Here is a 24,951-nt window from a genome sequence, read left to right as displayed (position 1 = left end):
TCCTTCCGCGCTCAGACGACGGAGAAGACGTCGGAGCTGTCTCGTCTTCGGACTGCGAGCCGGCCGCGATCGACCAAAGTGTCGAGGTGCGCGAGGGTCTCACAGGTGGCGATCATTTGATTGAACGGGTCGAGAGTGGAGAACGGCCTTTCGCGACGGGTCCACGTGACCGCCTCTGCGACGGCAGACGCGGTCGCCGGCCCGAGCGAGACCAGTGCGTTGCACATGGCCATGAATCGCCGGTCATGATGCGCGAGAAGTTCTTCGACGCGCAGGTGCACGCTCGGCGTCGGATCTCCGTGCGCCGGCAGCAGTTGCGAGTCGGGGCGTTCGAGCAGTCGGGTCAGCGACTCGAGGTAGCGCCCCAACGGCAGATCCCACTCGCCGAGTTCGAAACCGATCGACGGTGTGATCGTGGGAAGGACGTGATCGCCACTGAAGAGTAGACCTTGCTGTTCGTCGTGAAAGACCATGTGCCCCTTCGTGTGGCCCGGCGTGTGCACGACGTCGAGTGTGTGCCGTCCGATCCGGATCGTCCCCGCGGTGAGCCAGTGATCGGGTTCTTCCCAGTCCGAGGGGTAGAACGGCTCCGCGGCGGTCATGACCTCGACCGTGTCTGCCAGGAGGGGGGCACCGGCGCGGCGGAGTTCGTGCAGAGAATCCGTCGGCACGTTACTGCCGAGTGCACTGACGGCTGCCAATCCGTCAGCCTCGGCGACACCGAGGTGGACGCGAGAGCCGTGACGACGGCGGAGTTCGATCGCGAACGTATAGTGATCGCGATGCACGTGGGTGACATAGATGTCGTGAATCTGCTTGGTGCTGTGACCGATCCGAAGCAGTGCGTGTTCCATCTCGTCGAAAGTCGTGTCGACTCGCCAGCCACCGTCGATAAGGGCCAGGCCGTCCTCGGTCTCGAGGGCATAGACGTTCACTGCTCCGAGGCCGTCGTCAGGCATCTGGAGGGGCACTCGATGCACACCGGGCGCCACCTCGTAGCAGCCCGGCTCCATCCAGTGCGCTCTCATGATTCACCGCTGCCCACTTCGACCATCGTCTTCTCCTCACCCATGACGAGGATGCGCTTTCCACGCATCTGGCCGACGTTGTCCACTGCGGCTTGCCATTCCGGGCTGGCGAGCGCGGCGTCGAGGTCCTCGCGGGAGTCGAAGCTCAGAATCGAGACGCCGTCCCATTCCCGGGACCTGTCGTCCATCGCGTCGAGCACCTCGGTGTGCTGCCATCGCCGCAGGCCCGGGAGTGGGTAGGTCACGTCGGCATGTTCCCCGCGCCACCACTGGATGAACTGCTCATGGCTCCAGTCGTGCGGACGGGCGGCCAAGACGATCAAGTTGTACATCATCACTCCATTACTGACCTGAATTAAGTTCAATTACTGAGAGCAAGCGAACGCCCCTGCGCGGACACCGCGGGCTATGCGCGGACGATACGCAGGGTGGTGTCGCGAACGTGCTGGTTGAGCTGATCGAGGCTCATGTCCCCGCCGGGTCGATACCACCGCCACACACTGACGACGAGTCCGAGGACCAGCCGGGCCATCAATCGCGGATCACCGTCGGCGAATACACCCGCGCCCATTCCCCGCGCAATGAGAAGCGACCACTCTTCTTCGATCGAGTTCACCAGCGCGCGTGAGGTCTGGCGCTCGGCCTCTTCCTTCTCCGATTGGCGCGGAGTGGCAAGAAGATCCATGTGGCTTTGGAGGATGCGCCGCTGCAGCGCGTCCCGCGGGGTCGCTTCCAGAGCGCTGGTGACGGCGGCACTCAACGCCTCGACCGGGTCGTCGACGCCCTCGATCGCGGCAGTGAATCGCTCGAGTGACTGCGCCAGTTCGAGACGCATGATGGTCAGCAGGCAGTGACCCTTCGACTCGAAATAGTGATACAGCGCCGTCTGGCCGATTCCGACCTCGTCGGCAATCGACGCCCACTTCGTGTGCTCGAAGCCGACCTCCCCGAACCGTTCGATCGCGGCCGTCAGGATGAGCCCGCGCTTCGAACGCGGACCATCGCGGAGCGTCATGGCTTCTACGGACACGGGTCCCCCATCCATCTGTTTGTTCGGGCCGGTACCTGACAGACTACCTGAACTGAGGTGAAGTCAGGTCAATATCAGCGGCTGTCGGTACCGTCGAGCAGGCGTGTTGCAAGGTCCACCGCGTCGGGTCGGGACAGCTTCCCCACCCGGTTCTGCGGCAGATCGTCGATCGTGAAGACGAACTCCGGCCATTTGAACTTCGGGAACTCGACGTCTCCGAGATATGCAACGACCTCGTCGAGGGTAATCGGATCGCCGGTACTCACGACCAGCGCCGCGGCACGTTCACCGAGTAGCTCGTCCGGCACCGGCACCACGCACACCTGGGACACGGTCGGGATGCGTGCGATCGCGGCCTCGACCTCGTTGATGTCGATGTTGCGGCCCCCGCGAATGATGATCTGCTTCTGGCGCCCCATGACCCGGATGCTGCCGTCCTCGGCGACTTCGACGAGGTCGCCGGTGGGCAGAAATCCGTCCGCGGTGAGTTCCGGGGGTGCGGGAACACCTGCCCGTGCATAACCGACGAAGAGGGAGGGACCCTTGACCTGGGCATCGCCCACCCGGCCCGGTGGCAGGGGGGCGCCGTGTGCGTCGACCGCGCGGACGACGGTCCCCGGGAAGGGACGGCCGTCCCGCCCCAGCCGGACGCCCGGTTCGTCCGCGGGCAGCGGGGTCGTGTGTCCGAGACACTCGGACATACCGAACACACGCAGGAACGTGGTGCCGAGGGTCTGTTCGGCGCGACCGAGCGCGCCGGAATCCATCGGACCGCCGCCGACGGTCATGGCACGCAGCGACGTGAGCGCTCCCGCAGCGTCCGGTGCGACGGCCAGCTGAAGAGCCATGGTCGGGACGAGCATCGTCCACGCAACCCGGTGTTCCCGGACGGTGTGGAGGGCTGTCGCCGGCTTCCAGCCGTCCATGCAGACCATCGGCGCGGCCAGCATCGTGGGGAGGTAGAGCCCGAAGCAGAATGCGGCCACCGACGAGAGCGGCACGAACGCGGCGACCGGATCTCCGGGTTGGAGACCGACCGCCTCGATCGTGCAACGGCAGGCGTACCGGATTGCGGATTCCGACTGCACCACGCACTTGGGATGTCCGGTCGACCCGGACGTCATCGCGATCGCGATCCCGCCGTTCCACCGCTCGACGTCGCTGACCGGTGATCGCGACCAGCGCATCACCCAGCCGGCCGGCGCGGCCGCTTCCTCGCAGAAGCGGTCCTCCGGTACACCCCAGTGCGAGAGCGACTGCCGGTCGGCGATCACCACGTCGGGTGCGATGTCGTTCAGGGCCACGGCGAACTCCGACGGGGTGGCATGTCGGCTGAACACCGCGATCAGGCCGCCGCGCAGTCCGACGGCGATTGCCGCGGCGAGTGTGCGCCACGTGTTGTCGGCCTGCACCAGCACCGTCGGCGAGCCACCCGTCGCGGCGTCCAGCTGGGCGGCGAGCCCGGTTGCCGCCGCGACAACCTCCGCCATCGTGTGCTCCCCCGTTGCATCGACGACTGCGATGTCATCCGGAGAATTCGCTGCGCGAGCAACGAATTCGCGTGCCAGCTCCCACATTCCGCCGACCTTCCATTGAAGTGAACTAGTTTCATTATTGACTATGACACGCACCGTACCCAGCTTTCGTCCGTCACGGAATCACGACGGCCCTCCCCGTGATCTCGCCGCGCCGCAACTTCGAATACACGTCGAGGACATCGTCCAACGGGTACGCAGTCGCCTCGACTGCCAGCAGACCTCGGTTTGCGAGGTCGACCACGGCTTCGAGATCTGCGCGCGTACCCCAGAACGGCGCAGTCACCTGCCAGCCCGTCGCGAGTCCGACGTCTTTGCCCACCGTGAGCCGACCGCCGGCGCTGCCGACGGTGACCAGCCGGCCCCCGGGGGCGAGCAACTGTGCCGCCGATTCCATCGTGTCCGGCGCTCCCACGAAATCGAAGACCACGTCAGCGCAGTGACGTCGGGCGATGCCGGGCCGAGATGTCGCAACCTCCGCGATGTCCGAAACCGCCACGTCCGCCCCCAGCCGACGTGCAAGGTCGCGTGAGCTCTCACGCGGATCGACCGCAATGATCGTTCCCGCGCCCAGTGCGCGAAGAACCTGGACCGCGATGTGGCCCAGTCCCCCGACACCGACGACCACGGAAACAGAGTCGGCGCCCAGGAGGTCCCGGTTGGTACGGATTGCGTGATACGCCGTCAGGGCGGCATCGGCGAGTGGGGCGGCGCTCTCGGGGGCGAGCCCGTGGGTGCGGACCAGACACCGCCCCGATGGAACGATCATGGTTTCGGCCAGACCACCGTCGTAGCCGATGCCGTTGCCGATCGCGGTGAGACGACCGTCGTCGCGTGGGCCCAGTTCGAAGCAATAGTTCTCGCGGCCTCGGCGGCAGTTGCGGCATCGCCCGCACGACCAGACACCATGGACGACGACGGACTCACCGATCCAGGACTCGTCGGCCTCCGGGCCTGCACCGACGACCGTTCCCGCCACCTCGTGCCCGAGCGTGAACGGGAGGGGATAGTCGAATACTCCCGCGGGTGCGTCCATCACATGCAGATCGGATCTGCACAGCCCGGCGGCCTCGACCCGGAGGAGCAGCTGATGCCCCTGCGGTTCGGGAACCGGGATGCGCACAACCCGCGCTCCGTCACCCCAGCCGGTCAGGCGTACTGCCTGCATTGTCGGAACTGCCATGAGTGTCACCTTTGCCTACCGGGCGGTCCAGCCGCCATCGACCACCAGGGTCTGGCCGGTGACGTAGGACGACGCGTCCGACGCCAGGAAGAGGACAGCGCCGTCCACTTCGCCGGGGCGTCCACCGCGGGCGAGCATCGTGTTGCGGCGCACCCAGTCCGCCGAGCGCTGGTTGCTGAACAATCCATCGGTCATTTCCGTGTCGAACCAGCCCGGCACGATGGCGTTCACGCGGATGCCACGCCTGCCCCACTGCCCGGCGAGTTCGCGGGTCAGCCCGAGCACGCCGGCTTTCGACGCCGCATAGCTCGCGCCGCCGATGGGTGCCGTCGACACGAGCCCGACGACGGAGGAGATGTTGATGATCGACGCTGCCTCGCCCGCCGGTGTGGCCGAGGCGACGCACGTGGCGAGGTGAAATCCCGCGGCCAGATTGACGTCGAGAATCGAGGAGAATTCCTCCGGGCTCTCGTCCTCGGCGTTCGGCCGGCCGGGTCTGCCCGCGTTGTTGACGAGGACGTCGATTCGTCCGGCCTCCGCGAGTACCCGATCGACCAGCGAGCGCCGGTCCGAGTCCACGGTGATGTCGCACTCGACGGGGACGACCCCCTCGACCTCGTCGGCCAGTGCCGCGAGGCGCTCGACACGGCGGGCGGCCGCGAAGACCGTCGCGCCCGCTGACGCCAGCGTCCGCGCGAATCCCGTTCCCAACCCGGAGGATGCACCCGTGACGACGGCGACGCGACCGCTCAGCTGGAACAGGTCGGGTACCTGCATGTAATTGGCTCCTACTCGTGTTTATGGCACGCGCGCGTCAGTAGACGGCGGTGCGCCCGCCGTCGACGGGGATGACGGCGCCCGTGGTGTAGCCGGCACGGTCGCCGGCCAGATGCACTACGAGGCCCGCAATTTCATCAGGGCGCCCCAGGCGGCCGGCGGGGAGTCGGTCGACGATCTTGCCGACGAACTCGTCGTCCCAGTCCGCCGCCATGTCGGTCGCGAATCCGCCCGGCATGATGCAGTTCACCCGCACCCGGGGCGCGTATTCCTGAGCGAAGGCCATCGTCAGCGCGTTGAGGCCGTTCTTCGATGCCGCATACATCGCTTCCGGCGGGCTGGGCCGCAGCGCGCCGATGCTCGAGATGTTGATGATCGAGCCGCCTCCGGCCGCGCTCATCCTGGCACCGGCCACCGCCATGAGCCGGAACGGGCCCTTCAGGTTGACCTCGATCGTCTTGTCGAAGAGCGACTCGGACACCGACTCGAGGTTCGGTGACAGGGGCGCGATACCGGCGTTGTTGACGACGATGTCGAGGCTGCCGAACTGCGTGAGAATGTGGTCGACCGCGAGTTCGATCGCTTCCCACTTCCCGACGTGCAGTGCGAGCGGTTCGGCGATGCCACCGGTCTCACGGGTGATCGCAAGGGCTGCGGAGATGCACGCGTCCTCCTTGCGGCTCGACACGATCACGGTGGCACCCGCGGCGGCCAGCCCGCTGGCGATGGCGTATCCGAGCCCTCGGGTGGCCCCCGTGACGAGTGCGACCTTGCCTGTCAGTTCTCGCGTCGCGTTCATGCGTACTTCTTCAGTTCGAGGCGCGCAATGGTGCGCAGATGGACTTCGTTGGGGCCGTCGGCGATCTGCAGAGCCCGGGTGATCGCATACAGCCGGGCGAGGATCGTGTCGTCACTCACCCCTGCCGCGCCGTAGGTCTGGACGGCGTGGTCGACCACTCGATGAGCGACTTCCATGGCCGCAACCTTGATCGCGGCGACTTCCGAGCGGGCCGCGGCGTTGCCGCGGGTGTCCATCAGCCACGACGACTGAAGAACCAGCAGCCGGATCTGGTCGATCTCCATCCGGCTGCGCGCGATCCACTCCCGTACCACACCGCGATCGGCGAGCGGCGCGCCGAAGGCATTGCGCTGCAGAGCTCGTCGGCACATCATCTCGAGGGCGCGCTCGGCCATGCCGATCGCTCGCATCGCGTAGTGCATGCGCCCCGGCCCCAGCCGGCCCTGCGCGATCGCGAAACCGTCCCCCTCGGCGCCGAGCATGTGATCGGCCGGCACCCGGACGTCCGTGAACTGGACCTCGCCGTGACCGAGCCGGTCCCGGTATCCGAACATGGGCAGATCGCGAAGGACCTCGATACCGGGGGAATCCGCAGGCACCAGGATCATGCTCTGCTGCCGGTAGGTCGGAGCCTCGGGATCGGACTTGCCCATGAAGATGACGAGCTTGCAATCAGGGTCGAGAATGCCTGAGGTGTACCACTTCCGGCCGTTCAGGACGTACTCGTCGCCGTCCCGGCGGATGGTCGAGGTGATGTTCGTTGCGTCGGAGCTCGCCACATCCGGTTCCGTCATGGCGAACGCCGACCGGATCGTGCAGTCGAGGAGCGGCGCGAGCCACCGCGACTGTTGTTGCTCGGTGCCGTACATGGCGAGGATCTCCATGTTGCCGGTGTCGGGTGCCGAACAGTTGATGGCTTCGTTGCCGATCACCGAGCGTCCGACCAACTCGGCGAGCGGGGCGTACTCGAGGTTGGTGAGACCGGCGCCCCACCCACCGTGCGTCATGAAGAGATTCCACAAACCGAGCTCGCGGGCCTTCGCCTGCAGGTCCAGCATGACCTTGGGCTGCTCGTGTGGGTTGTCGTTCGACTTGATCTGCTCGTCGTACACGGCCTCGGCCGGATAGACGTGCTCTTCCATGAAGTTCCGCAGCTGCTCGAGCAGTCGCTCGGTGCGCGCGGAGTATTCGAAGTCCACGTGAGGTCCTCTCTGTTCCTTCATCGCGTCACGCGGTGAACGGAGGTTGATCAGGCAAGTAGCGCGGTCCCGCTGCGGATGAGCTGCGAGATGGTGTCGGGCAGCCGTTCTTGGTCGGGGTCGTGGTGGCGGCCCTCTCGGTGCCGGCGGAGGTTGTGGCCCATGATCGCCGCCATCTTCAAGCGGCCGAGCGCGTTGAACCAGTTCATGTCCGGCAGCGCCGGGTGGTCCCCGGTGTAGAGGGCGATCAGTTCGTCCTCGGACGGCAGGTCCGGCACCGCGCGCCCCACCCCGGGAAAGTTCGCACCGTCGGCGAAGACGAGGAACCAGCCCAGTTCGACCCGCGGATCGCCCAGGCTCCAGATCTCCCAGTCGATCAGTGCCGCGGGCTCGGTGTCACGCGCAATGATGTTGCCGAGCCGGTAGTCGCCGTGCACCAACGTCGGTGCCAGCGCGTCGGGGAGATCGGCGGCGAGGAGGCGCAGGAGTTCGTCGCCGCCGCTGACCAGGTCGGGGGGAACGGCGTCCAGGGTGCGTTTCCACCGCGCCAGCTCCGCGCCGGGCGACAGGGGATCCCCGGCCGCCGGGATCGTGTCGACCGGCACCGCGTGCAGCAGCGGCAGGACCGCGGCGGCCCGGCGCATCCGGGCTGCCGCGACAGCCGGTTCGACCGGAGGGGAATCGAGCACCGGCTCGAGTGATTCCCCGGCCACGCACTCCATCGCGAACCACGCAGGCCCGTCCTCGTCGACGGCGACGATCCGGGGCACCGGAACCTCGGTCGCACCGAGTGTTTCCATGATCCGCGCCTGGCGCACCATGTCGTGTCGTCCGATGGGGCGTTGCCCCTCGGGAACCGCCTTGACCACGAGGTCGCCGTCGCTGGTCTGCACTTTGTACGTCAAACCGGAATGCCCGCCGAGCAGCGGCTCGAGTGTTCCGACGTCCAGGCCCGGGCTCTGCTCACGCAGGCGGTGGGCTACCCGGTCGCCGAGCGTGCTGTTCGTGGTCATCGGCGCGACTCCCTCGGCAGACCGAGAACACGCTCGGCGAGGATGTTGCGCTGGATCTCGTCGGTGCCGCCGGCGATCCGGTACCCGGGCGCGCCGAGCACATGTTCCGTCCATGCGAACGTTCCCCACTCGCCCGAGTCGGCAATCAGATCGCGCCCCAGCAACAGCCGGACGACCTCCGACGTACGTGCCATGGTGTCCGTGGCGAGCAACTTACCCACCGATGCCTCGGGACCGGGGTCCTTGTCTGCGACCACTGCCGCGGCCACCCGCATACCGGTCACCCGCTGGACGTAGCTGCGCGTCACGAGATCCGCGACCTTGTCGCGCTCGATTTCGGTCAGCTGCCGGTCGAGGTGACGGGCGAGTTCGACGGCGTGATCGGCGTTGGCCAGACCCAGGTTCCCGGCGTCGAGGCGCTCGGCTGCCAGCACCGTCAAGGCGACCGGCCAGCCCTCCCCCACCGGCCCCAAGCGGTAGTCGTCCGAGAGTTCGACGCCGTCGAGGTAGACCTCGTTGAAGGAACTGCCCCCGGTCATCTGGCGGATCGGCCGGACGGTGACTCCGGGAGCGTCCATCGGGATCAGGAAGACCGTGAGTCCTGCGTGTTTGGGCGCGTCCGGGTCGGTGCGGCACACCGCGACCCCCACGTCGGCGACCCGGGCGCCGGACGTCCAGACCTTGTGCCCGGTAATGGTCCACCGGCCGTCCTGTTCGACTGCCCTCGTCCGGACGGCGGCAAGGTCGGATCCGGCCTCGGTCTCCGAAAACAGCTGACAGGCAATGATATCGGTACGAAGCATCGCACGCACATATCGCTCGCACTGTGCCGGTGTTCCCCACTGGGCGATCGCCGGCGCGACCAGTTGCTGCGTCACCGAGAACATTTCGGTCCGGCGCGGCACGTCGAAAGCGTTCTCCTCCCGCCGGAACGCGAGAACGTAGGACATCGGCAGGCCACGGCCACCGTACTCGTCCGGCCAATTCATCGAGCCCCAGCCGGCGTCGAACTTCGTCTGCTCGTACGCCCGGATATGGTCGGTCTCGTCGCGCTCCTGCTCTGCGGTCCAATTCTCGAAGACGGCGACCGAGTCGGACCCCACCCCCCACTTGATCTGGGTGCGTGGTTCGGCGACAGTTCTCAGCCACGCCCGCGCATCATCCACGAACTGGTCCATGTCGGGCATCGTTGCTTGATTCATGGCTCTTCCTCAGACGGACAGGACGGTGCAGGCGCTGATTCCGGGCGCACCGTAGACGTGGGTGAATCCGATGCGCGGGTGTCCGGGAACCTGTCGGGCACCGGCCTCCCCGCGCAACTGCGTGACGATCTCGTGTATCTGCCGGAGGCCGGAGGCGCCGATCGGCTCCCCGTTGGCGATGCATCCGCCGTCGGTGTTGATCGGGATCCGGCCACCGATCTCCGTCTCGCCCGCGGCGATCAGCTTCTCCTGTTCGCCGTGCTCACAGAATCCGCACTCGGCCATGTGCATGATCTCGGCGCCGCTCTCCGTGTCCTGGAGTTGCGCCACATCGACGTCGGACGGGCCGAGTCCGGCCTGCTCGAATGCGGCGGTGGCGGTGGACGTGCTCACGCTCGACGGGGTTCCCTCACCCTGTATCGACGGACCGAACACCTCGAAGGAGCCGAATCGGCGGGTGCCCGCCGAGATTCCGCGCAGTTGCACGGGCCTCCCGCCGAGGCGCCGGACGGCGGCCTCACTCGCCACGACGACGGCGGCACCGCCCTCGCCGGGAGAACAGAACATGTATCGCGTGAGTGGGTCGTTGACCATGTCCGCTGCGGCGATCACTTCAGCGGACATCGGTTCGCGACGCCAGGCATTCGGATTGAGCGAGCCGTTGCGATACGCCTTCTCCGCCACGGCGGCGAGCGTAGGTGCGCTGATCCCGTGTTCGCGCATGTACCGCGCGATCTTGATGCCGAAGAACTGGGTGGTGACCATCAGGCCCGCCTCGCCGTAACCGACGGGCAGGCCCCAATCCTGCGGTGCCGGGTCGAAGGCGCCGCGCGGATGTTTGTCGAAGCCGACCGCGAGTGCGATGTCGGCGGCGCCCGCGCGAATCGCGTTGACGGCCGACACCAGCGCGCTACCGCCGGTCGCGCAACCGTTCTTGACGTTGGTGAAGGGTATGCCGGTGAGCCCGAGTTCGGCGACCAGGGTGTCGGCGAGCCCGGATCCGTCGCTGCCGCCGAATGCGACCTGAACATCGGTCCACGCGATGCCTGCGTCGGTCAAGGCGGACGCGATCGCGTCCAGGGCCAGCCCGCGACCGCTCTTGTCCGGCTGACGTCCGAATTTCGAGAGTCCGGCCCCGATGATCGACACGGTGGACATCAGCGGATCTCCTTCAGATAGGCATCGGTGGCGAACCGGGGCACCGGCGCCGTGGCGATCAAGGTCACCGGCGCCCCGTCGTCCAACTCGTCGAAGTCGTGGCATTCGAGCACGGCTTCGATCTTGATTCCCTCGGGGAGTTCGACGTATCCGACGGCGAACGGTGCGAAACCGTTCGGCGGCGGGACGTACGGCGGGGATTTCGGGGCGAACCGCTGAACCGTGTACGCCCAGACCGTTCCGCGTGTGCTCAGCGTGAACGGCGACATCGCCGGTCGTGAGCACTGCGAGCACAGGCTGGTGGCCGGGAACGCGACAGTCGAGCAGTGGGAGCACCGGCTCGCGCCGAGCGCCGGCGCGGTATGTGTCTCGCCCATCCTCATTCTCTCCTCGGGATTCGTCGTCGGTATCGGATCAGCGACCGACCCAGACCGGATCACGCTTTTCGAGGAAGGCGTTCACGCCTTCTCGTGCGTCCTCGGACTGCAGCGCATTGCCGACGGCGAGGTGCTCCATCACCATCAGTGACTGGATGTCCGCGTCGAGGCCGCGGTCGATGCACATCTTGGTGAGCTTCATCATGAACGGGCTCTTGTCGACGATCGGGGCGATGAACTCGGCGAGAAGCTTGTCGAGGTCTTCGGCCGGCGCCGAGGCGTTGATCAGGTCGAAGGCCTCCGCCTCCTTGCCGGTCAGGAGCTTGCCGGTCAGCATGAGCTCCTTGGTCTTCCGAATGCCGATCATCCGCGGGAGCCGGTAGATCGGGCCTGCCCCGCCGAACAGCGCGCGACGGATGTGGAAATCGCCGATACGGGCGTCCTCGGCGGCGATGGCGAAGTCACAGGAGATCATGAGCTCGAAACCGCCTGCGGTGACGAAGCCTTCGAGGACCGCGACGGACGGCGTGTTCATCGAGTACAAGCGGTCGCACACCCGGGCGGACAGCACGGCGACGTCCATCGCGGTGGTGGAGCCGACGTACTTCTCCCGCAGTTCGTCGAGATCGAAGCCCGAGCAGAAGGTGCCGTCACGTCCACGCAGGACCAGCACCTTGAGGTTGGGGTCGTTGTCGACCTCCACGATGATCTCGTCGAGGCGATGCAGCAGCTCGACGGTGACCGCGTTCTTCTTGTGCGGGCGGTTGAGCCACACGCGGGCGACGTCGCCGTCCTTCTCGAGCACGATGTGGTCGGTGTCCACCATGTCGGTGTCCTTTCGAGGGATAAACTGAACTGGATTCACTTCAGTTCTACTGGGTGGGAGTTGTTCCGTCAATAGCGCGGGAAAAGAGTTTTCGATTCAGCCGCCGGCAGGCGACCCGACGTCAGAGCCCGACGAGATCCGCGATACGACTGCGATGCGCCCGCGAATCCCCGAGCAGCGGTTCGTCTCCGAGGGCGCGGCGAACGTAGGAATGCGCCGCATGTTCCCAGGTGAAGCCGACACCGCCATGCAATTGCACGGCCTCGTGGGCGGTGGCGATCGCGGCCTCGGTGCAGATTGCTCCCGCGACCGCGGCGGGGAGCGCCGCGGAGTCCGGGTCTTCCGAGAAGACGGCGGCCGCATATCGCGCCGCCGATCGAGCCTTCTCCAACTCGACCAGGGTGTTCGCCAATCGATGCTTCACGGCCTGGAAGGAGCCGATCGCCCGCCCGAACTGGTGGCGTTGCACCGTGTATTCCCTTGTGCTTTCGAGCAATCGGTCGACAATTCCCACATGTTCGCAGGCCAGGCCGATCACTCCGAGGCTCCGCAGCGATGCGGCCGTCCGCAGTGCGTCGGCGGGTCCGACGAGACGTACCGCCTCGGCGTCGTCGAAGAGCAGATTCGCCTGCCGCCGACTGGGGTCGATGACCGGAAGCTCCGAGCGCCGTACCGGGGCTGTACGCAGATCGACCGCGTAGAGGCCGGGCCCCTCGTCACCACGCCCGAGTAGCACGACGATATCGGCCGCGCCACCCTGCACGACATTGGTCGCGCGGCCGGACACCGACCAGCGGCCTCCGGCTCGGGTGGCGTCGACGAAATCGGTCTCCGAGCACAGGGCTGTCACGGTTGCGACGAGCTCGCCCTCGACGACTTGCCCCAGCAGTTCGTCGACCTGCGGGCACCTCTCGGCAGCGAGCAGGGCGTGCACTCCCAGTGTCGCGGACGTGAGTACGGGTTCGCCGACCAGCGCGCGCCCGCATTCTTCGAGAACGATCCCGAGTTCGACCATGCCGTAACCCAGGCCCCCGCGATCCTCCGGCACCGTCAGGGCGGCGACGTCCATCTCCTTGACGAGAAGCGACCACAACTCGGGGGAATAGCCGATTTCGGACTCGGCGGCAAGGCGGCCGGCCTCGAGCGTCGAATGCCGATCCAGCAATTGGCGGACTACGGCCCGGATATCGTCGTGCTCGGCGACAGGCGTCATCGCCGGGGGTTCGGTCTCGGGCCAGGGACGGGAATGGGGCGACGGCATGGAACTCTCCTCAAATTGACGTGAGTTCAGTTTAGTTTCGCCGAAGCCGCTTCGGCAAGGACTCTCGACAACGCCCGGCAGTTTGAACTAAGTTCATTTCATGACCGATGCACTCGTGATCGAGCGGTACTACGCGATCCTCGACAGCGGCCGGACCGAAGACGCGGTTGCCTTGCTCGACGAATCGATCGAGTTCGCCATAGTCCTCCCGGGTACCGTCCGCCGGGGGTACAGCCGCGCCGACATGCTCGACTACCTCAGGGGACGGCCCCCGGTCGATCGACGACACGTGCTGCTCCGAACGAGCAGCGCCGGCGACGTCCAGTTCGCCTACGGTTCCGTCGTCGAGAACGACGTGAAGACAACCGGCTACTTCCTCGCCGCGATGCACCTCGACAGCGCGGGTGCCATCGATGCGTACGAGGTGTCCTTCGACACGGAATTCAGCATTCTCACAAAGGAGTTGGCCCATGGGAAGCGCGACTGACCTGACCGAGACCACTTGTCCGACGCCCGCGCTGGTCGCGTGGTTCGCGATCATGGATTCGGACGATCCCGACCGCGTCCTGACCATGATCACCGACGATTTCCGGATGTCGATTCAATTCTCCACCGGAGACGGTAATGCCGCCGAGTTCGTCGGGGATCGAGCAGGCCTGATCGGGTACCTGCAGCAACGCGAGAAGAGTGTGCTCGTACACGAGGTCCTCGCGGGTGCTCGTGTGGGAGAGCTCGAGCTGGCTCTGGGACGCACCACCCGAAACGGCGAATTCGAGGCCTCGTTCAACACCTCGGCACAGCTCGACGATTCGGGCCTCGTGCGGAGGTTGCTCATCTGCCGCACGCCCGAAATCTCGTTCGACGTCTGAAACAGCTGCGCGCACTTGTCGACCGCGAACGGTGAACGAGTGCGCACAGCCGGTTTCGATCAGGACGTGAGGTCGTACAGGGTCACGCCGTCGACGGTGACGGTGGTGAAGTTCTCCTGCACCCAGGTGGAGATCTCCGACGCCGTGCCGTCGCCACCCATTCCGCCGCCGCGGCCGCCGGAGATGAAGTAGTGGATCTTGCCGTCCGCCACGTACTGCTGGAACTGCTCCAGCGTGGGTGATGGATCGCTGCCGTTGAACCCGCCGATCGGCATGACCGGGTCCTCGGTGGCCAGCTGGTAGCCGGACGCACTGTTGGATCCGATGGCCGCGGCGACCCAGGTGTAGTTGCCGGAGTCCTGTTCGAGCAACGTCACCAGTTCCGCGCCCGGATCGCTACCGGAGAGCAGTCCCCCGGCGGCGCCGCCTATGGCACCCATACCGCCCATGGCGTCGGTGGCAGCTGCCGCCGCACCGTCCGTTGCGCCCGCAACGACACCGCCCGGCGCGGTGGGCACCGCGGCACCGTCGGTGCGGCCGCCCATGCGTCCGGCACCGTCCATGCCGCCGGGGCCACCCATTCCGCCGGGGCCTCCGCGGGCGCCTTCGACATTGGGTCCGGCCGAGACGATCGAACCGGTGTGCGGCGTCGCGATGGTGTCGACGGCGTAGGCCGTCGGTCCGGCGAGCCCGGTGAACAGCGCGGCCAGCGTGACCACGGCGGCGATCCGGCCTCGGGTCAGCGCCGGGATCAGCACGGCAACCGCGGCGACAACTCCGACGACGACCACGGCCCACTTCAGCCACGGCACGAACGACGCGCTGCGTCCGAGCAGAACCCAGGACATGGCGGCGGTGGCCAGCAGTGTCACGGCGAGGACCGCCCGCACCCACAGGGCGTCCCGTCGACGCCACAGCGTCACCGAACCGATCGCCACCAGCGCGGCCACAGCCGGTGCGAGAGCGACGGTGTAGTACGCGTGGAAAATGCCCGCCATGAAGCTAAACGTCAGTCCGGTGACGAGCAGCCACAGACCCCACACGAGGAACGACGCACGCTGGGTGTCGACGCGAGGCGCCCTGCCGCGCAGTGCGAGACCGGCGACCAGCAGGATCAGTGCGGCCGGGATCAGCCAGGCGATCTGACCGCCCTGAGCCGATTCGAACATGCGCGTGATGCCGGTGCTGCCCCACATTCCGCCGCCGCCACCGGGGCCGCCTGCGGGCATGCCGCCGCCCGCCATCGCCTCACCGGCACCACCCATGGCCGTCGCGGCGTCCCCGCGACTGCCGCCGCCGGGCGTGACACTGCCGGTCTCCTCACCGTTCAACCGGCCGAGACCGTTGTAACCCAGCGTGAGTTCGAGGATCGAGTTGTTCTGCGAACCACCGATCCAGGGCCGCGACGACGCCGGCCACAGTTCGACGATCAGCAACCACCAGCCGGCGGAGACGATCATCGCGCCGAGCGCCGCGAAGCACTGGGCGAGGCGTTTGCCGAACTTCGGCGGTCCCGCGAAGAGATAGGTCAGAGCGAGCGGCGGCACGACGAGCATCACCTGAAGCTGCTTGGTCAGGAACCCCAAACCGACGAACACGCCGGTCAGCACCATCCACCGGGTGCGTCCGTCCTCCACGGCCCGCAGCATCGCCCACACGGACGCGATCATCAGCAGCACCAGCAGGGCGTCGGGGTTGTTGAACCGGAACATCAGCACCGCGATCGGCGTCAGCGCGAGCACGAGACCCGCGAGCAGACCCGCCGGGGCGCCGAACCACCGCTTCACCGTGGTGTACAGCAGGGCGACCGAACCGACACCGAGCAGGGCCTGCGGTACCAGCATCGCCCAGGAGCTGAGCCCGAAGACCCGGACCGACAGCGACATCAGCCACAGCGACATCGGGGGCTTGTCGACGGTGATGGAGTTGGCGGCGTCGGAGGATCCGAAGAAGAACGCCTTCCACGACTCCGAACCCGCCTGGACCGCGGCGGCGTAGAACGAGTTGGCCCAGCCGGAGGCGCCGAGCCCCCAGATGTACGCGACCGCGGTCCCGACCAGGAGTGCGGCGAGCGCCCAGGGCTCCCACCGCCGCCGGGCGGGAGGTGGTTCGGCCGGTTCGACCTTTGGCTGTTCGAGGGTCGTCGTCATGCACGAACTCCTTCGGGGCGTGCGTTCCGGAACACCCAGCGAAGGGCTATGAAACGGCTGATGGTGGCAACGAGATTGGCGAGAACGAGGACGGCGAGTTCGACGTGCTTGGACACGTCCGGGGCCGCCGAATGGAGGACGTACAGCGAACCGCTGGTGAGCAGCAGTCCGAAGGCGAACACGAGCAGGCCCTGCATCTGATGCCGGGCCGCACCCTCGGATCCGCGGACACCGAACGTGAACGCGCGGTTCGCGGCCGTGTTGAGCACGGCAGTGACGAGGAGTGAGACGGCGTTGGCCCACTGCGCGCCCATGATCGGATGCAGGAGCAGGTAGAGCAGCGCGTACGCGACGGTGGACGCCACGCCGATCACGGCGAACCGGGCCAGCTGCCCGACCATGCCGCGGGGAACTCCGGGCACCAGCGGCTCGCGTCCGAAGCTGTCGCGGAGGCTGCCGATCGGCAGCGATCCGGTGGACAGGGCACGGCCCACCCGCCACACGCCCTTGAGGTCGGCGACAGCGGTCGCGACGATGTCGACGCGGCTGTCCGGGTCGTCCACCCAGTCGACGGGGACCTCGTGGATGCGGAGCCCGGCGCGTTCCGCGAGCACCAGCAGCTCGGTGTCGAAGAACCATCCGGTGTCCTCGACCAGCGGCAGCAGCCGCTGCGCGACGTCCGCCCGCATCGCCTTGAACCCGCACTGCGCGTCGGAGAACCGCGCGTGCAGCGCACTGCGGAGGATGAGGTTGTAGCTGCGGGAGATGAACTCGCGCTTCGGCCCCCGGACCACCCGCGACGAGCGGGCGAGACGGGAGCCGATCGCGAGGTCCGAATGCCCCGACAGCAAGGGCGCAATGAGCGGCATCAGCGCGTTGAGGTCCGTCGACAGGTCCACGTCCATGTACGCCACCACCTCGGCGTCGGAGGCACTCCACACTGCACGCAGAGCGCGGCCCCGCCCCTTCTCGTCGAGGTGCACGACGCGGACGCCGTCGACCTCGGCGGCCAGCCGGTGGGCAACGGCGAGGGTGGCGTCGACGCTGGCGTTGTCGGCGATGGTGATGCGGGCGGAGTAGGGAACGTTCTCGTCGAGGTGCCGCCGCAGCCGGCGCACGCAACGTTCGAGTCCGGCTTCCTCGTTGTAGACCGGCACGACAACGTCGAGCACGGGCGCAGTCTCTGAGGTTTCGGGGGTCTCGAGTCGTCCCATGGCGCCCGGTGCGCGGGAGAGGGAATTCGTCGTCATGCGTCCAAGATTCGTCCCGTACGCTCCGATGACTCTGGACGGAGGCTGGGAGTTTCCTGTGCGCTTCGCGCCCGTGAGTACTTATTAACCGCGGGTGGTTGATAAGTACTCACGGGGGGCGAAGCCGCATAATGGCGGCCATGGGATCAGTATTCAGCGCCATCATCAACGGAGATCTGCCCGGACGTTTCGTGTGGGAGGACGAGGACGTCGTCGCGTTCCTCACCATCGCCCCCGTCACGCAGGGCCATGCCCTCGTCGTACCTCGCAAGGAGGTGGACCAGTGGCAGGACGTCGACGGTGCGATCTGGACGAAGGTCATGGACGTCGCCCGCACGATCGGGCAGGCCGTCCGCCCCGCGTTCGACGCACCGCGGGCGGGTCTGCTGATCGCCGGCCTCGAGGTGCCGCACCTGCACGTGCACGTTTTCCCGGCGTACGACCTCGGCGATTTCAACATCAGCAACGCCGAGCAGAATCCGTCCCGGGAATCGCTCGACGAGGCGCAGGCAAAGCTCAAGGCCGCGCTGCGCGAACTCGGGCACGGGGACAACGTCCCCGACTGACGGTCAGCTCGACCGCGGCAGTTCCACCCGGAAGGTGGCACCCTCGCCGGGCCGGCTGTCGACGGTCACCGACCCTCGGTGGGCGGCGACGAGGGCCGCCACGATCGACAGGCCGAGCCCGCTGCCGCCGCTCTCCCGGGTGCGGGAGGCGTCGGTGCGGTAGAACCTCTCGAACACGCGGGCCGCGTCCTCTTCGCCGAGGCCGGGTCCGGTGTCGGCCACCTCGAGCACGACGCTGTGTTCGGTGGTGCTCAGCCGCACCGTCACGTCCGCGGTGGCGGGGGTGTGTTTGACGGCGTTGGCGAGCAGGTTGCCGAGGACCTGCCGCAGCCGGGCCTCGTCACCGATCACCTCGGGTGTCCCTGGTCCGGGGCGGACGTCGAGCGCGATGGACCGATCGGGGGCGACGGCGCGTGCCCCGTGCACGGCGTCCGAGGCCACCGACAGCAGGTCGACGGGCCGGGTCTCGAGGGGACGCTGGGCATCGAGCCGGGCGAGCATGAGGAGATCCTCCACGAGGAGCCCCATCCGCGACGCCTCCCCTTCGATGCGACTCATCAGGGTTTCCGTGTCGGTCATCGCGCCTTGTCGATACAGCTCGGCGAAGCCGCGGATCGTGGTGAGCGGGGTGCGCAGCTCGTGACTCGCGTCGGCGACGAATCGCCGCATCTTCTCCTCGGAGCGGCGCGCGGATTCCTCCGACGCCTCGGTGGCGGCGAATGCGTGCTGGATCTGGGCGAGCATTCCGTTGAGCGCCACGGACAGTCGACCGATCTCGGTACGATCGTCCCGTTCCGGAACTCGGCGGTGCAAGTCACCCGACGCGATGGCCGCAGCCGTCTCCTCCACTTCGACGAGGGGACGCAGACTGCACCGGACCACGAAGTACGCGACCACTCCCAGCGCGATCAGCACCACCACACCGATGATGAGTTGCAGCACGACCAGCCGGTTCACCGTTTCGTCGTTCTCGGTGAGCGTCATCGCGACGGTGGTCTCGGTTCCGTCCGGCGCGGTCGTCGTCAGCACCCGCCAGCGCACGTCGGAGTTGTCGGTCGAGCCGACCGTCTCGGGCCCGGACGCGGGGTCCTCGGGCAGTGCGGGGGAGACGGATTCGTCGTTGATCTCGCGCAGGACCGTTCCGTTCGCCAGCGTCGTGCGGACGTAGAACGGGCTCGGCGGGCGGCCGGGGTTCGGTTCGTCCGGCGGCGGCAGCGGGCGCGATTTGCCGGGCTTCGCCCACCCCTGAGCCGCCTCGTGCAGCTGGTGATCGACACGGTTGGTCAGGGAATTCTCGAGCGCCGACGTCACCGCGACACCGGACGCGAGGAGCCCGAGTGCAGCGAGCAGGAGCACGGCGCCGACGAGGGTGATGCGTAGCGGCATCGCGCGAATCCACCGTCGCGCAAGCCCGTTCGGGAGAGCGGCGACCACTTCGGCCGACTCCTGCGGAGCCGCAGGCGCGGTCATCGCCGCGGTTCTCGCATCACATAGCCGACGCCGCGGAGGGTGTGGATCAGCGGCGTCTCGCCCGTGTCGACCTTCCGGCGGAGGTAGGACACGTACGACTCGACCACCCCGACCTCACCGCCGAAGTCGTAGTTCCAGACGTGGTCGAGGATCCGCGGCTTGCTCAGCACGGTGCCGGCGTTGACCATGAAGTACCGCAGCAGCGTGAACTCGGTCGGCGACAGCGACACCAGGTCGCCCGCCTTCCAGACCTCCCGCGTGTCGTCGTCGAGTTCGATGTCGGCGAACTTGATGCGGGCGGACTGCTCCTCCACCGACACCTTGCCGGCGCGCCGCAGGATGACGCGCAGCCGCGTCACCACTTCTTCGAGGCTGAACGGCTTGGTGACGTAGTCGTCCGCGCCGAGGGTGAGGCCACTGATCTTGTCCTCGACCGCGTCCTTGGCGGTGAGGAACAGCACCGGAGCGTCCACACCGTCGGCGCGCAGGCGCTTGAGCAGCCCGAACCCGTCCATTCCCGGCATCATGACGTCGAGAATGACGGCGTCGGGGCGGAACGTGCGGGCCGTGTCGAGTCCCTCGGCCCCGGTCGACGCCGTCGCCACCTCGAATCCCTGAAATCGCAGGCTCACGGAGAGCAACTCGAGGATGTTCGGTTCGTCGTCGACGACGAGGACGCGGGCTTCGACAGGCTTCTCATTCACGGAACCCATCATCACTCGTGACGCTGGATCGTCGCTGTAGGTTTCCTGGGAGATTCCTGTGAGCCGGCACCACCGGCCCGTGCGGGCGGGATTCCGCTCGTCAGTTCACGACGATGTTGAGGTTGAACACTACGCCGCCGAACGTCAGGATCGTGTTGGCCAAGCCGAGTGTGACACCGCTGTTGAGCGCCCCGAGCAGTCCGAGCATCATGACCTCCATCGTCGCCCCTGCGAAGGGGTGGTTGCGCGCCGTCCGTGCGCGTTGCGGATGACACTAGGTCAACTCCGGGGAATTAGCGGCGACACACGCGAGCAATTTTCCTGAATAAAATCAGCCATTCTTCTTTGGCGAAAAAGGGTGAAACTCACGGCACATAGGCAAGGATGGGAAAGTTGCGCTCCGCGTGCCGACGCCTCCGGTCGCCGCACACGAGACAACCCCGCCGCCGAGCCGACAGCGGGGTTGCGGGAGCGGAGTTGTCTTGACAGGCAGGAAGTTCAGGCGACGACATTCAGGTTGAGTACCACTCCACCGAACGTCCCGATCGTGTTGGCGAGCCCGAGGGTGAAAGCGCTGTTGATTGCGGCGAGCAGTCCGAGCATCATGATGTGCCTCGTTATCTTCCGTGGTATATGCACAGAATTCACTGTTTCGCTCGACAATAAATGAGGCGACCTCGATCTGCGAGATAATCGGCGCATTCGCGACCCGTGCGCGTTCGAGGAGTGTGTGTACTCGCTCACCACTCACAGGCGCGGAGTGCCTCGTTGGGTACCGTGGAAATCGTCGACACGACATCCGGACGAGCGCACCGTACCCGGCCAGCGACAAGACGGTGCCCGGAGGTTTGTCATGGCGTGGATCGTCCTTGTGCTGTCGGGAATCCTGGAGGCCGTCTGGGCCACCGCCCTCGGCCGGTCGGAAGGCTTCACCAAACTCGGACCCAGTGTCGTATTCGGCGTCGCGTTGATCCTCAGCATGGCGGGTCTGGCGTTCGCGATGAGCAGTCTCCCCATCGGAACGTCGTACGCGGTGTGGGTGGGCATCGGCGCGGCCCTCACGGTCGGGTTCGCGATGGTGACCGGCGCCGAGAGTTCCTCGCTGGTGAAGATCCTGCTGATCCTCGGCATCGTGGGATGCGTCGTGGGGCTGAAGGTTCTGCACTGAGCCGATCGTGACACTCGATGCTTGTGTGTCGCGGGTTACAGTAATTCCATGAACCTGGTGTCGTTGATGACCCTCCCGGTGCGCGTCGGTCTCGCGGCGGCCGATGTCGGCCTCGGAATCGCCGAAGCCAGCCTGATGACCGTCCGCACGGCAGTCGCCGGGACCGGTGTGGTCACGGGGATGAGCACCCCGGGGAGCCCGTTGCAGGTAATCAGCCAACTGTCGTCGCTCGCGGCCAATGACCGCCCGCTCGGGCAGGCCCTTCAGCCGGGTGGTCCGCTCGACCGTCTCCTCGCTCCGGGCGGTCCCGTCGACCGTCTCACCTCGGAGGGCGGTACCCTCGAACGTCTGCTCGAGCCGGGCGGCCCGCTCGAGCGGGTGCTCGCCAAGGACGGCCCGCTCGACCGGGTGCTCGCCGAGGACGGCACCCTGGAACGGCTTCTCGCGAAGGACGGTCTGCTCGACCGTCTCACCGCCGAGCAGGGACCTCTCGAACGGCTGACCGCGCAGGACGGTGCGGTCGAGCGGCTCACGGCGCCGGGCGGAATCGTGGACCGGGCGCTCGCCGAGAACGGCATCCTCGAGACCCTGCTGTCGGAGGGTGGCGCGTTCGAACGTCTCATCGCCGAGGGTGGCCCACTCGACCAGATCGTCGCGCTGTCCGAAACGTTGACGGCGCTGGCGCCCAACCTCGAGCGGATGAGCGCCAGCATCGACCTGCTGCAGGAAACGGTGGGGATTCTCAGCGCCGCCGTCGGGCCGCTCGGCGACCTCGCCGGCAAGTTGCCGGGACGGTGGCTCAAGGGCAAGGGAGACCGCCCGGGCGTCGACTACACACTCGGGCCCGCCTGACGCCTTGACCTGAACGTGACTCGAGGTTCTACGGTCGGGTCATGACTCGCATCGAAGGCCTCGGACCCGTCGGCATCTCCCTGGACATCTCACCGGACGAGACGCACCTCGACGAGGCGGCCCGGCTGGAATCCCTCGGCTATTCGGCGATCTGGCTGCGGGGCGGTCAGATCGACAGCCTGGACCGGATCTCGGCCGTCGTCCGGGCGACCGGCTCGATTCCCGTCGCGACCGGCATCATCCCGGTCGACGTCTACGACGCCGATGCGGTCGCCGAGCTGTACGCCGATCTGCAGACCACTACGCCGGACCGGTTCGTCGTCGGACTGGGCGGCCCGCAGATCCCGCGACCGCTCCGGGCACTGAACGAGTACCTCGACAGGCTCGACCGGTCCGACCCACCGGTGCCGGCGGAGCGCCGACTACTTGCCGCACTGGGCCCACGCAAGCTGGAACTCGCGCGGGACAGGGCCGCGGGGGCCGTCCTGCTCCTCGTCACCCCCGACTACACCGCGGAAGCTCGCCGCATCCTCGGTCCGGACGCGATGCTCGTCGTCTCGCTCATGACGGTGCTCGGCACCGACGCTGCGCGTGCCCGCCAAGCAGCCCGCGTCCCTCTCGGTTTTCTGTCCGGAGTCCCCGGCTACGCCGCCAACTTCGGGCGGATGGGTTTCGATGCCACCGACATCTCGGGACTCAGCGATCGGCTCGTCGACGACCTGGTCGCCTGGGGCGATGCCGACGCGATCGTCGCGCGGGTCCACAGCCACCTCGCGGCCGGCGCCGATCACGTCGTCATCGGCGAACTGGGGGAGCTGCCGGGCGAGGCGGCCCGGCAGCTCGCGAGAGCACTGCCGCTTCGTGCATAGGACCGACCGGCCGACAACGCCCGACACGTGCCTCTGGTATGTATTTCGCATGACACGAACCATCGTTGCGCTGTTGATCCCTGCCGCCCTGCTGCTCGGGGCGTGCAGTTCCGAATCGACCACCACCGAGGCCGAGTCCCCGGCGAGCGCAACGACCGAGGCCACCGAGGCATCCTCCGCAGACCTGCCCGCCGTCGCGGACCTGTGCAAAGGCCTGCTCCAGTACGCGAACGGCGCAGAGGCGCGGGCGCAGCAGAGCGGCGAGTCGTTCGACCGCACGAAGGCCCTCGACGACCTCTTCACCCAGTCGGCCGAGACGGCGGAGTGGAAGGACGCTCCGCAGGAGCGCAAGGACCAGATGATCCAGGCCTACGACGCCGCCAAGACCGGGGCCTGCTGACCCGGCTTCGCAATCGAGGACCGGAACCGTCCTCAATCCTTCATAGCGTGTTCGGTATGACCGACACGACGAAGACCATCCGTCCGTTTCGCATCGACATCGCGCAGGAGCAACTCGACGATCTCGACGATCGCCTCGCGCGAACCCGGTTCGGCACACCTCTCCCGGGTGACGACTGGGCGAGCGGTGTGCCCACGTCCTACCTGGTCGAACTCGTCACGTACTGGCGCGACGAGTTCGACTGGCGGGCGCAGGAGAAATCGCTCAACACCATCCCGCAGTTCGTGACCGAGATCGACGGTCAGAACATCCACTTCCTCCACGTGCGCTCACCCGAACCGGACGCACTGCCCCTCGTCCTCACCCATGGCTGGCCGGGTTCGTTCGTCGAGTTCCTCGACGTGATCGGACCTCTTACCGACCCCGCAGCGCACGGGGGGGCGACCCCGCCGACGCGTTCCACGTGGTCGTACCGTCGCTGCCCGGATTCGGGTTCTCCGGACCGGTCCGCGAATCGGGCTGGAACACTGCCCGTATCGCCGCGGCGTGGGCAGAGCTGATGAGCCGGCTCGGCTACCACCGCTACGGGGTCCAGGGCGGGGACATCGGTGCGGGCGTCTCACCCGAGGTCGCCCGCATCGCCCCGGACGCGGTGGTCGGGGTGCATCTCAACGGCAACGTCGGGGTTCCGTTCCACGAGCTGGACGATGAGGAGCGGGCGAGCCTGTCACCGTTGGAACAGGACCGCCTGGACCGGGTGTCCCGGTTCATGTCCGAGGAGTTCGGCTACATCTCCATCCAGTCCACGAGACCCGCGACTCTCGGTGCCGCGCTTGCCGATTCGCCGGTGGGTCAGCTCGCCTGGATCGTCGACAAGTTCCGCGAGTGGACGTATCCCCGCGCGGCGCTCCCCCACGATGTCGTCGGCATCGACCGTCTGCTCACCAACGTCATGCTGTACTGGCTCACCGACACCGCGTCTTCGTCCGCGTATGTCGGCTACATGCGGGAATCATCTTGGGGCGCCGACAAATCCGCGTCCGGGATCCCCACCGGGGTCATCGTCTTCGCCCACGACGTCGGCATCCGTCGCTACGCCGAACAGGAGCACGCGATCACACGGTGGACCGACGTCGAGGACCGCGGCGGTCACTTCGCCGCACTCGAAGAGCCCGAGAGGTTGACCGCAGACATCCGGGAGTTCTTCGCCGGACTCCGCTGAGCGCGACACGACGAACCGCCGGCCCCGGGTTGCGGGACCGGCG

At 67.2% G+C, this 24,951-nt stretch carries 27 protein-coding genes and 1 riboswitch; of the genes, 9 read left to right on the top strand and 18 right to left on the bottom strand.

What is annotated here, in order from left to right:
- Positions 1 to 11 precede the first annotated feature (11 nt).
- The 14 genes from ACFWAY_RS01620 to ACFWAY_RS01555 form a co-directional block, all read right to left on the bottom strand.
- The gene (locus tag ACFWAY_RS01620) at positions 12 to 1,013 is read right to left on the bottom strand and encodes an MBL fold metallo-hydrolase (protein ID WP_378509737.1); all 1,002 of its coding nucleotides are present in this window, start codon (positions 1,011 to 1,013) and stop codon (positions 12 to 14) included.
- 11 nt (positions 1,014 to 1,024) lie between these two features.
- Positions 1,025 to 1,360: an EthD family reductase gene (locus ACFWAY_RS01615; protein ID WP_378451100.1), complete on the bottom strand. Its 336-nt coding sequence runs from the start codon at positions 1,358 to 1,360 to the stop codon at positions 1,025 to 1,027.
- Positions 1,361 to 1,434: 74 nt separating this feature from the next.
- The gene (locus tag ACFWAY_RS01610) at positions 1,435 to 2,043 is read right to left on the bottom strand and encodes a TetR/AcrR family transcriptional regulator (protein WP_378451099.1); all 609 of its coding nucleotides are present in this window, start codon (positions 2,041 to 2,043) and stop codon (positions 1,435 to 1,437) included.
- Between the two features lie 89 nt (positions 2,044 to 2,132).
- The gene (locus ACFWAY_RS01605; RefSeq protein WP_378509631.1) at positions 2,133 to 3,635 is read right to left on the bottom strand and encodes a class I adenylate-forming enzyme family protein; all 1,503 of its coding nucleotides are present in this window, start codon (positions 3,633 to 3,635) and stop codon (positions 2,133 to 2,135) included.
- Between the two features lie 73 nt (positions 3,636 to 3,708).
- On the bottom strand, positions 3,709 to 4,776 hold the full coding sequence (locus ACFWAY_RS01600; RefSeq protein ID WP_378509630.1) for an NAD(P)-dependent alcohol dehydrogenase: 1,068 nt from the start codon (positions 4,774 to 4,776) through the stop codon (positions 3,709 to 3,711).
- A 15-nt stretch (positions 4,777 to 4,791) separates the two neighbouring features.
- The gene (locus ACFWAY_RS01595; protein WP_378451046.1) at positions 4,792 to 5,553 is read right to left on the bottom strand and encodes an SDR family NAD(P)-dependent oxidoreductase; all 762 of its coding nucleotides are present in this window, start codon (positions 5,551 to 5,553) and stop codon (positions 4,792 to 4,794) included.
- 37 nt (positions 5,554 to 5,590) lie between these two features.
- A complete protein-coding gene (locus ACFWAY_RS01590; RefSeq protein ID WP_378451045.1) occupies positions 5,591 to 6,352 on the bottom strand; it encodes an SDR family NAD(P)-dependent oxidoreductase in 762 nt (253 codons plus the stop codon).
- Positions 6,349 to 7,551 carry an acyl-CoA dehydrogenase family protein gene (locus ACFWAY_RS01585; protein WP_378451044.1) on the bottom strand — a complete coding sequence of 401 codons (1,203 nt, stop codon included), beginning with the start codon at positions 7,549 to 7,551 and terminating at the stop codon, positions 6,349 to 6,351. Before ACFWAY_RS01585 ends, ACFWAY_RS01590 begins: the two co-directional genes overlap by 4 nt.
- 50 nt (positions 7,552 to 7,601) lie before the next feature.
- On the bottom strand, positions 7,602 to 8,564 hold the full coding sequence (locus tag ACFWAY_RS01580; protein ID WP_378451043.1) for a phosphotransferase family protein: 963 nt from the start codon (positions 8,562 to 8,564) through the stop codon (positions 7,602 to 7,604).
- Positions 8,561 to 9,766, bottom strand: coding sequence for an acyl-CoA dehydrogenase family protein (locus ACFWAY_RS01575; RefSeq protein ID WP_378451042.1), 1,206 nt, complete (start codon positions 9,764 to 9,766; stop codon positions 8,561 to 8,563). The genes ACFWAY_RS01580 and ACFWAY_RS01575 overlap by 4 nt, the downstream gene beginning before the upstream one ends.
- A 9-nt stretch (positions 9,767 to 9,775) precedes the next feature.
- On the bottom strand, positions 9,776 to 10,924 hold the full coding sequence (locus ACFWAY_RS01570; protein WP_378451041.1) for a thiolase family protein: 1,149 nt from the start codon (positions 10,922 to 10,924) through the stop codon (positions 9,776 to 9,778).
- Positions 10,924 to 11,301, bottom strand: a complete 378-nt coding sequence (locus ACFWAY_RS01565; protein WP_378451040.1) for a Zn-ribbon domain-containing OB-fold protein — start codon at positions 11,299 to 11,301, stop codon at positions 10,924 to 10,926. The genes ACFWAY_RS01570 and ACFWAY_RS01565 overlap by 1 nt, the downstream gene beginning before the upstream one ends.
- A 37-nt stretch (positions 11,302 to 11,338) precedes the next feature.
- Positions 11,339 to 12,127: an enoyl-CoA hydratase/isomerase family protein gene (locus tag ACFWAY_RS01560; protein WP_378451039.1), complete on the bottom strand. Its 789-nt coding sequence runs from the start codon at positions 12,125 to 12,127 to the stop codon at positions 11,339 to 11,341.
- Between the two features lie 121 nt (positions 12,128 to 12,248).
- Entirely contained in the window at positions 12,249 to 13,388 is a 1,140-nt protein-coding gene (locus tag ACFWAY_RS01555; protein ID WP_378509629.1) for an acyl-CoA dehydrogenase family protein, read from the bottom strand.
- A gap of 100 nt (positions 13,389 to 13,488) precedes the next feature.
- On the opposite strand from ACFWAY_RS01555, the gene ACFWAY_RS01550 reads away from it, so the two are divergent.
- On the top strand, positions 13,489 to 13,875 hold the full coding sequence (locus ACFWAY_RS01550) for a hypothetical protein (protein ID WP_378509628.1): 387 nt from the start codon (positions 13,489 to 13,491) through the stop codon (positions 13,873 to 13,875).
- The gene (locus ACFWAY_RS01545) at positions 13,859 to 14,257 is read left to right on the top strand and encodes a hypothetical protein (RefSeq protein WP_378509627.1); all 399 of its coding nucleotides are present in this window, start codon (positions 13,859 to 13,861) and stop codon (positions 14,255 to 14,257) included. The genes ACFWAY_RS01550 and ACFWAY_RS01545 overlap by 17 nt, the downstream gene beginning before the upstream one ends.
- A 59-nt stretch (positions 14,258 to 14,316) precedes the next feature.
- Here ACFWAY_RS01545 and ACFWAY_RS01540 read toward each other — a convergent pair whose 3' ends face one another.
- Positions 14,317 to 16,407, bottom strand: a complete 2,091-nt coding sequence (locus ACFWAY_RS01540) for an ArnT family glycosyltransferase (protein ID WP_378509626.1) — start codon at positions 16,405 to 16,407, stop codon at positions 14,317 to 14,319.
- A complete protein-coding gene (locus tag ACFWAY_RS01535) occupies positions 16,404 to 17,657 on the bottom strand; it encodes a glycosyltransferase (RefSeq protein ID WP_378509625.1) in 1,254 nt (417 codons plus the stop codon). Before ACFWAY_RS01535 ends, ACFWAY_RS01540 begins: the two co-directional genes overlap by 4 nt.
- A gap of 140 nt (positions 17,658 to 17,797) precedes the next feature.
- Between ACFWAY_RS01535 and ACFWAY_RS01530 the strand changes: the two genes are divergently transcribed.
- Complete coding sequence (locus tag ACFWAY_RS01530; protein ID WP_378451033.1) at positions 17,798 to 18,223, top strand: HIT family protein; 426 nt, start codon at positions 17,798 to 17,800, stop codon at positions 18,221 to 18,223.
- 3 nt (positions 18,224 to 18,226) lie between these two features.
- On the opposite strand, the gene ACFWAY_RS01525 is transcribed toward ACFWAY_RS01530, so the two are convergent.
- On the bottom strand, positions 18,227 to 19,609 hold the full coding sequence (locus ACFWAY_RS01525) for a sensor histidine kinase (protein WP_378509736.1): 1,383 nt from the start codon (positions 19,607 to 19,609) through the stop codon (positions 18,227 to 18,229).
- 80 nt (positions 19,610 to 19,689) lie between these two features.
- Positions 19,690 to 20,406, bottom strand: coding sequence for a response regulator transcription factor (locus ACFWAY_RS01520; protein WP_378509624.1), 717 nt, complete (start codon positions 20,404 to 20,406; stop codon positions 19,690 to 19,692).
- 772 nt (positions 20,407 to 21,178) lie between these two features.
- Positions 21,179 to 21,240: riboswitch (guanidine-III (ykkC-III) riboswitch) on the top strand.
- A 10-nt stretch (positions 21,241 to 21,250) separates the two neighbouring features.
- Between ACFWAY_RS01520 and ACFWAY_RS01515 the strand changes: the two genes are divergently transcribed.
- The 6 genes from ACFWAY_RS01515 to ACFWAY_RS01490 are packed head-to-tail and all read left to right on the top strand — an operon-like array spanning position 21,251 to position 24,908.
- Positions 21,251 to 21,565 carry a DMT family transporter gene (locus ACFWAY_RS01515; protein WP_378509623.1) on the top strand — a complete coding sequence of 105 codons (315 nt, stop codon included), beginning with the start codon at positions 21,251 to 21,253 and terminating at the stop codon, positions 21,563 to 21,565.
- Positions 21,566 to 21,613: 48 nt separating this feature from the next.
- Positions 21,614 to 22,417 (top strand): ABC transporter, encoded by an 804-nt coding sequence (locus tag ACFWAY_RS01510; RefSeq protein ID WP_378451030.1) that lies wholly within the window; start codon positions 21,614 to 21,616, stop codon positions 22,415 to 22,417.
- Positions 22,418 to 22,458: 41 nt separating this feature from the next.
- Positions 22,459 to 23,286, top strand: a complete 828-nt coding sequence (locus tag ACFWAY_RS01505) for a TIGR03620 family F420-dependent LLM class oxidoreductase (RefSeq protein WP_378509622.1) — start codon at positions 22,459 to 22,461, stop codon at positions 23,284 to 23,286.
- A gap of 49 nt (positions 23,287 to 23,335) precedes the next feature.
- Entirely contained in the window at positions 23,336 to 23,686 is a 351-nt protein-coding gene (locus ACFWAY_RS01500) for a hypothetical protein (protein WP_378451028.1), read from the top strand.
- A gap of 56 nt (positions 23,687 to 23,742) precedes the next feature.
- Entirely contained in the window at positions 23,743 to 24,246 is a 504-nt protein-coding gene (locus ACFWAY_RS01495) for an epoxide hydrolase N-terminal domain-containing protein (RefSeq protein ID WP_378509621.1), read from the top strand.
- Entirely contained in the window at positions 24,150 to 24,908 is a 759-nt protein-coding gene (locus ACFWAY_RS01490) for an alpha/beta fold hydrolase (RefSeq protein WP_378509620.1), read from the top strand. Before ACFWAY_RS01495 ends, ACFWAY_RS01490 begins: the two co-directional genes overlap by 97 nt.
- The last annotated feature ends 43 nt before the right edge of the window (positions 24,909 to 24,951 follow it).

It is taken from the genome of Rhodococcus sp. NPDC059968 (assembly GCF_042738615.1).
Taxonomy (GTDB): Bacteria; Actinomycetota; Actinomycetes; order Mycobacteriales; family Mycobacteriaceae; genus Rhodococcus_F.
This window is presented reverse-complemented; position numbering and strand designations above follow the sequence as displayed.

Excerpts from the sequence above, each read along its gene's own strand:
- ACFWAY_RS01560 (WP_378451039.1), bottom strand. The coding sequence starts at position 12,127 with ATGGTGGACACCGACCACATCGTGCTCGAGAAGGACGGCGACGTCGCC.
- ACFWAY_RS01595 (WP_378451046.1), bottom strand. The coding sequence starts at position 5,553 with ATGCAGGTACCCGACCTGTTCCAGCTGAGCGGTCGCGTCGCCGTCGTC.
- ACFWAY_RS01590 (WP_378451045.1), bottom strand. The coding sequence starts at position 6,352 with ATGAACGCGACGCGAGAACTGACAGGCAAGGTCGCACTCGTCACGGGG.
- ACFWAY_RS01570 (WP_378451041.1), bottom strand. The coding sequence starts at position 10,924 with ATGTCCACCGTGTCGATCATCGGGGCCGGACTCTCGAAATTCGGACGT.
- ACFWAY_RS01495 (WP_378509621.1), top strand. The coding sequence starts at position 23,743 with ATGACCGACACGACGAAGACCATCCGTCCGTTTCGCATCGACATCGCG.
- ACFWAY_RS01580 (WP_378451043.1), bottom strand. The coding sequence starts at position 8,564 with ATGACCACGAACAGCACGCTCGGCGACCGGGTAGCCCACCGCCTGCGT.
- ACFWAY_RS01525 (WP_378509736.1), bottom strand. The coding sequence starts at position 19,609 with ATGCCGCTACGCATCACCCTCGTCGGCGCCGTGCTCCTGCTCGCTGCA.
- ACFWAY_RS01575 (WP_378451042.1), bottom strand. The coding sequence starts at position 9,766 with ATGAATCAAGCAACGATGCCCGACATGGACCAGTTCGTGGATGATGCG.
- ACFWAY_RS01600 (WP_378509630.1), bottom strand. The coding sequence starts at position 4,776 with ATGGCAGTTCCGACAATGCAGGCAGTACGCCTGACCGGCTGGGGTGAC.
- ACFWAY_RS01555 (WP_378509629.1), bottom strand. The coding sequence starts at position 13,388 with ATGCCGTCGCCCCATTCCCGTCCCTGGCCCGAGACCGAACCCCCGGCG.
- ACFWAY_RS01545 (WP_378509627.1), top strand. The coding sequence starts at position 13,859 with ATGGGAAGCGCGACTGACCTGACCGAGACCACTTGTCCGACGCCCGCG.
- ACFWAY_RS01620 (WP_378509737.1), bottom strand. The coding sequence starts at position 1,013 with ATGGAGCCGGGCTGCTACGAGGTGGCGCCCGGTGTGCATCGAGTGCCC.
- ACFWAY_RS01565 (WP_378451040.1), bottom strand. The coding sequence starts at position 11,301 with ATGGGCGAGACACATACCGCGCCGGCGCTCGGCGCGAGCCGGTGCTCC.
- ACFWAY_RS01610 (WP_378451099.1), bottom strand. The coding sequence starts at position 2,043 with ATGACGCTCCGCGATGGTCCGCGTTCGAAGCGCGGGCTCATCCTGACG.
- ACFWAY_RS01605 (WP_378509631.1), bottom strand. The coding sequence starts at position 3,635 with ATGTGGGAGCTGGCACGCGAATTCGTTGCTCGCGCAGCGAATTCTCCG.
- ACFWAY_RS01615 (WP_378451100.1), bottom strand. The coding sequence starts at position 1,360 with ATGTACAACTTGATCGTCTTGGCCGCCCGTCCGCACGACTGGAGCCAT.
- ACFWAY_RS01550 (WP_378509628.1), top strand. The coding sequence starts at position 13,489 with ATGACCGATGCACTCGTGATCGAGCGGTACTACGCGATCCTCGACAGC.
- ACFWAY_RS01535 (WP_378509625.1), bottom strand. The coding sequence starts at position 17,657 with ATGACGACGAATTCCCTCTCCCGCGCACCGGGCGCCATGGGACGACTC.
- ACFWAY_RS01500 (WP_378451028.1), top strand. The coding sequence starts at position 23,336 with ATGACACGAACCATCGTTGCGCTGTTGATCCCTGCCGCCCTGCTGCTC.
- ACFWAY_RS01530 (WP_378451033.1), top strand. The coding sequence starts at position 17,798 with ATGGGATCAGTATTCAGCGCCATCATCAACGGAGATCTGCCCGGACGT.
- ACFWAY_RS01515 (WP_378509623.1), top strand. The coding sequence starts at position 21,251 with ATGGCGTGGATCGTCCTTGTGCTGTCGGGAATCCTGGAGGCCGTCTGG.
- ACFWAY_RS01540 (WP_378509626.1), bottom strand. The coding sequence starts at position 16,407 with ATGACGACGACCCTCGAACAGCCAAAGGTCGAACCGGCCGAACCACCT.
- ACFWAY_RS01510 (WP_378451030.1), top strand. The coding sequence starts at position 21,614 with ATGAACCTGGTGTCGTTGATGACCCTCCCGGTGCGCGTCGGTCTCGCG.
- ACFWAY_RS01505 (WP_378509622.1), top strand. The coding sequence starts at position 22,459 with ATGACTCGCATCGAAGGCCTCGGACCCGTCGGCATCTCCCTGGACATC.
- ACFWAY_RS01520 (WP_378509624.1), bottom strand. The coding sequence starts at position 20,406 with ATGGGTTCCGTGAATGAGAAGCCTGTCGAAGCCCGCGTCCTCGTCGTC.